Annotated in this window: 2 protein-coding genes; both read left to right on the plus strand. The window is 74.6% G+C overall.

The window, feature by feature from the left end:
* Positions 1-1,878, plus strand: a 1,878-nt coding sequence (locus tag NMK44_RS41720; RefSeq protein WP_254753373.1) for a hypothetical protein, incomplete at its 5' end; no start/stop codon positions are given.
* Positions 1,875-4,910 (plus strand): ATP-binding protein, encoded by a 3,036-nt coding sequence (locus NMK44_RS41725; protein ID WP_254753374.1) that lies wholly within the window; start codon positions 1,875-1,877, stop codon positions 4,908-4,910. The genes NMK44_RS41720 and NMK44_RS41725, both read left to right, overlap by 4 nt.
* Positions 4,911-4,960 lie beyond the last annotated feature (50 nt).

Below are 4,960 nucleotides of genomic sequence, written 5' to 3' on the forward strand. Positions count from 1 at the left end.
ATGAGCACTGCCGAGAGCGCACCGGCAACCGAACCTCGGGGCGGGGAGGAGCCGGACGCCGGAGCGGAACTGGCGCGGCGGGTCTTCACCGGCCAGGAGCGCTGGGGCTGGGAGTTCGTCCAGCCGTCCGCGCCCCCCGCACACCGGGACGCCCAGCATCCGCCCGTCTACTCCGAACCCTCCGGCGACGAGGTCCGCGCCATGGAGGAGCGCGCCATGACTGTTCCGAAGAACAGGGGCACGGGCTGTCTCCTCCTGCTCGCGGGCATCGTCGCCTACGCGGCCGGCGGCCCGTCCGCCGTCGTGATCGTCGTCGTCCTCGTCATCGTCCTCATGGCCGCGACCTCCCCGGCCGCCAGGCTGAGGGCCGCCCGCCGGCGCCTGGAAGCCGCCCGCACCAGCGCCCAGCGGGACTACGAGCAGCGCCGGCGCGCCTGGCAGAGCCGGATCGACGCCCACCGCGCGGAGCACCTGCGGCACAACGACACGCTGGACACCTGGTTCCCGCTCTCCCTCACCTCCGGTCCCAGCCGGATCGACGTGTTCGGCGGCACGGGCAACGGCTGGGCCAGCCTGCTCGCCACGGTCGGCGGGCCGCTCCTTGGCGGTGGCGCCCCGCTCGTCGTCCTGGACCTCACCCAGCAGGCCGTCGCCCTCGAACTCGCCGGCCTCGCCGCGCGCCGCGACATCGCCGTCGCCCACGTACCCATGCCCGGGGCCCTGCTCGACGCAGACCTGAGCGCGGAGTTCGCTCCCGAGGAGCTGGCCGAGACCATGGCCGAGGCGCTGGGCACCATGCGGCCGCCCGGCGCGGACGTGGACCTCCACACCATCGACGTGGACCTCGTCCAGACCGTCGCGGAACTGCTCGAAGGGCCCGCCACGTTCGCCCGGCTCGCCGCCGGGCTGCGCGTCCTGCTCCGCGTCTACGATCCCGCCCCCGGCGCGCCCGGGCTGCTCGGCCCCACCGAGGTCGAGTCGATCACCCGGGCCGTCGACCTCCTGGGCCAGGGCGAGCGCGTCCAGAACGAACTGCGCTACGTCCGGGCGCAGACGGAGCTGCTCACGCCGAGGGGGCGGGAGGCCGCCGTCCCCGGCGGCGGCCGCGCCGCGGACTGGTGGCGGCCCGGCGGACTGACGATCGTCACGACCGAGGACTCCGTGCGCCGCCGCAAGGACCTCACCGACCGCTTCGTCTTCTTCCGGCTGGTCCACGCGCTGCGCACCCGCGCCGTGGCGCACGGCTCGGGGACCCTCGTCGTCGCCGGAGCCGACCACCTCGGCCGTGACGCCCTGGAATCGATGGCGCGCGAGGCCCGCACGGCCGGTGTCCGGCTCGTGTTCATGCTCGAACACCTGCGGGAGGGCACCGTCCAGGTCGTCGGCGGATCGGACAGCGCGACGGTGTTCATGCGCATGGGCAACGGCGAGGAGGCCAAGGCGGCTGCGCAGTTCATCGGGCAGGAGCACAAGTTTCTCGTCAACCAGCTGACCCGGCAGGTCGGGGAGACTCTCACCGAGGGCCGCGGCAGCAGCTACGGCGGCCAGCGGGGCGTCTCGGACACGGACGGCTCCAACCGGGGCGGCGGCACCTCCGGCAGCAGCTGGGGGAGCTCCAGGTCCTTCTCGACCTCCCTCTCGCGTAGCTGGCAGGACTCGACCAACACCTCCACCGCCCGGTCCACGACGACCGGCGAGAACCTCAGCCGCGTCTACGAGTTCGCGATCGAGCCCACCCAGCTCCAGGCCCTCCCGGCGACCGGCCTGGTCCTCGTCGAAGCCGGGCCGGGTGGCCGCCGCGTCGTGTTCGGGGACTGCAATCCCGGCATCAACTTCCTGCCCCGGCTCTCCGCCCGCCCCCGCGCGAGCCTGACGTGAGCCCCGGTGCCGGGTCCGGGGGCGCGGCCCGGCCCGCCGGACTCGGCGCGTACCGCTTCCACCGCCTGATCACCGTGCCCCGGCGGCCCGAGGGCGGCCGTACGGAGGACCGTACGGCCGCCCAGCTCACCGCCGCCGTCACGGCGGCCCACGCCGTGCTCTCCGCGCCCTCGGCCGGTGGGGAGCACCGCCCGGCGGGTCTGGCCGCGGCATGGATACGCCCGGGCCGGCACCGGCCGCTGCACTTCCTGGTGGGCGGAGCGCCCGGCTTCCCGCCCGCGGGCGACGAGGCCGCCGCGGACGGTGCGCAGCGCCCCCTGCGCTACCCGCCCGGCTCCACCGCCCGCGACGTCCCGGCGGGCGAGACGGTCGACCTGCTGGAACGGCTGCCGTTCTGGATCCCCTGCCCCGGCTCCCACGACGCCCTGCGCCTGGGCGACGACGAGCGCGCCCTGCCGGGCGAACACCGCGGCTCCTTCGACGACGCGGTCGCCCACCTCCCGGACGCCTTCGCCTGGCTCGTGCTGGCCGAGCCCGTCCCGTACGAGCGACTGGACCAGGAGCGCGCGGCACTCGCCGTCCAGTTGCCCCGGCTGCGCCAGCGCGAGAACTCCGCCGCCGACCGGGTGGCGGCCGACCGGGCCGAGGCCCGCTACCGCGAGCTGACCCGGGCCCTGGCCACCGGGGTGTGGAACGTGCGCGTGCTGGTCGGCGCCGAGCGGCCCGAGTCGGCGCTCGCCTCGGCGGCCCTGCTGTGCGGCGCCGGCGACCTCGACGAGCTGCCGTACGTGCTCGTACCGGCGCGGCGGCCGATGCCCTTCGCCGAGGCGCTGACCACCGTCACGCCGCAACCGGCGGCGGCTCCGCCCGCGGGCGGAGCCGGGCCGCCGGGCAGCGTGCCCTTCGTCGCCCCCGCCGAACTGGTCGCGGCGCTGGCCCGGCCGCCCGCGCGGGAGCTCCCGGGCATCCGTACGGTGGCCCCGAACCGGTTCGACGTCACCTCCGACGACACGGGACACGACGCCGACGCCTTCCTGATCGGCGACATCCTCGACGAGGCCCTCATGCCCGCCGACCGGCTCCACGTCTCCCGCTCCACCCTCAACCGGCACGCCTTCGTCTGCGGGGCGACCGGCTCGGGCAAGTCACAGACGGTACGGAGCCTGCTCACCGCCCTGTCCACGCACGACCGGCCGATCCCCTGGCTGGCGGTCGAGCCGGCGAAGGCCGAGTACGCGCGCATCGCCGGCCGCCTCGCCGCGGCGGGGGGACCCGAGCGCGCCCGGCGCGTCACCGTGATCCGGCCCGGTGACGTGGACGTGGCCCCCGCCTCGCTCAACCCGCTGGAGCCGGAGCCGGACTTTCCGCTGCAGAGCCACGTGGACCTCGTACGGGCCCTGTTCCTCGCGGCGTTCGAGGGGCACGAGCCCTTCCCGCAGGTGCTGTCACGGGCCCTGGCCCAGTGCTACACGGCCGCCGGATGGGACCTCGTCACCGGCGAACCGCGCCCGGCCCACAAGCCCAAGTACGTACTGGACGAGCCGGACGAGCCGCGGACGGCCCGCTACCCGACCCTGGGCGAACTCCAGGCCACCGCCCGGCAGGTCGTCGAGATGATCGGGTACGGCAAGGAGGTCACCGCGGACGTACGGGGCTTCGTCGACGTCCGGATGGGCTCGCTGCGGGAGGGCGCGCCGGGCCGGTTCTTCGAGGGCGGCCATCCCCTGGACATCGCCGGGCTGCTCGCCGGGAACGTGGTCCTCGAACTGGAAACGATCACGAACGACCAGGACAAGGCCTTCCTCATCGGCGCCGTGCTCATCCGCCTGGTCGAACACCTGCGGGTGCACCACGGCGCTGGCGGAGTCCCGCTGCGCCACGTCCTGGTGGTGGAGGAGGCACACCGGCTCCTGAAGAACGTCGAGGACGGACCCGCGGCCGCTGCCGTCGAGCTCTTCGCCTCGCTGCTCGCGGAGATCCGCGCGTACGGCGAGGGCGTCGTCATCGTCGAGCAGATCCCCAGCAAGATCTTGCCCGACGTCATCAAGAACAGCGCGCTGAAGATCATGCACCGGCTGCCCGCAGAGGACGACCGCCGGGCGGTCGGCGCGACGATGAACCTCCAGCCCGAGCAGAGCGAGAACGTCGTCGCCCTGCCACCCGGACGGGCCGCCGTCGCCGCCGACGGCATGGACCGGCCCGTCCTGACGGCCATCCCGCACGGGGAGCACGACGAGAGCGCCGAGGATGCGTCGGCCGAGCCGCCCCTGCTGGGCAGCCGCAGCCCCCTGTGCGGGACCTCCTGCCGCCTCGAACCGTGCACCCTGCGCACGATGAACGACTCCCACCACCGCTCCGTGGAGCCCCTCCAGCTGATCTGGACGGACGTGGCGGCCTCGGCCCAGGCGATGGGCAAGGACGCGCCGGGCCCGTCCTACCCGGTCCGGACCGCGTTGACGGCACTCCCGGCGCGTGACCTGGAATGCACCCTCGTGTACGCGGTGGAACGGGCGGTGGCCGCCCGCGAATCCCTGATGCGCGACGAGGTCGACCCGGGCGACTTTGCGCGGCGGCTGCACGCCGTGCTCTCCGCCGAGCTGCTGGGCACCGATCCGCCGGCTGGGGACCCACGCCGCTACACGTACGCGAACTATCGCTTCCGGGACGTCATCCGCGTCATCCACCAGACCAGGACGTCCGCTCCGAACGGTCCGCACGCCTACCCGGACCAGGAGGCGCAATGGGCCTCCCGGGGACTGGTCCTGACCGGGACCTCGGGGGCGGACCACCGCCTCCAGATCCACGCCCTACCGGGGTACCGGCAGGAACGGGTCCATGCTCGGATCGGCGACGTGAACCGCAGCGGGCTGCGGGACGCGGTGGCGGCGGTGACGGGCGGTACGACGGAGGAACACGTCACGCGGGCCTTCGCGATGGCCTGCGAGGCGGGGTCGCGGCTGCGCGCGGTGGTGGCGGAGACGGCGGTACGGGTGGCGCTGGAATGCGCCCGAGAGAAGGGGACCCGTCCATGAGCGAGATCGGCGGCACGACCGACGCCCCGCCCCCGCCCCCTCCGCCCCCG

Origin of the sequence: Streptomyces cucumeris, assembly GCF_024295805.1 — a bacterium.
In the GTDB taxonomy this organism is placed as follows: Bacteria; Actinomycetota; Actinomycetes; order Streptomycetales; family Streptomycetaceae; genus Streptomyces; species Streptomyces cucumeris.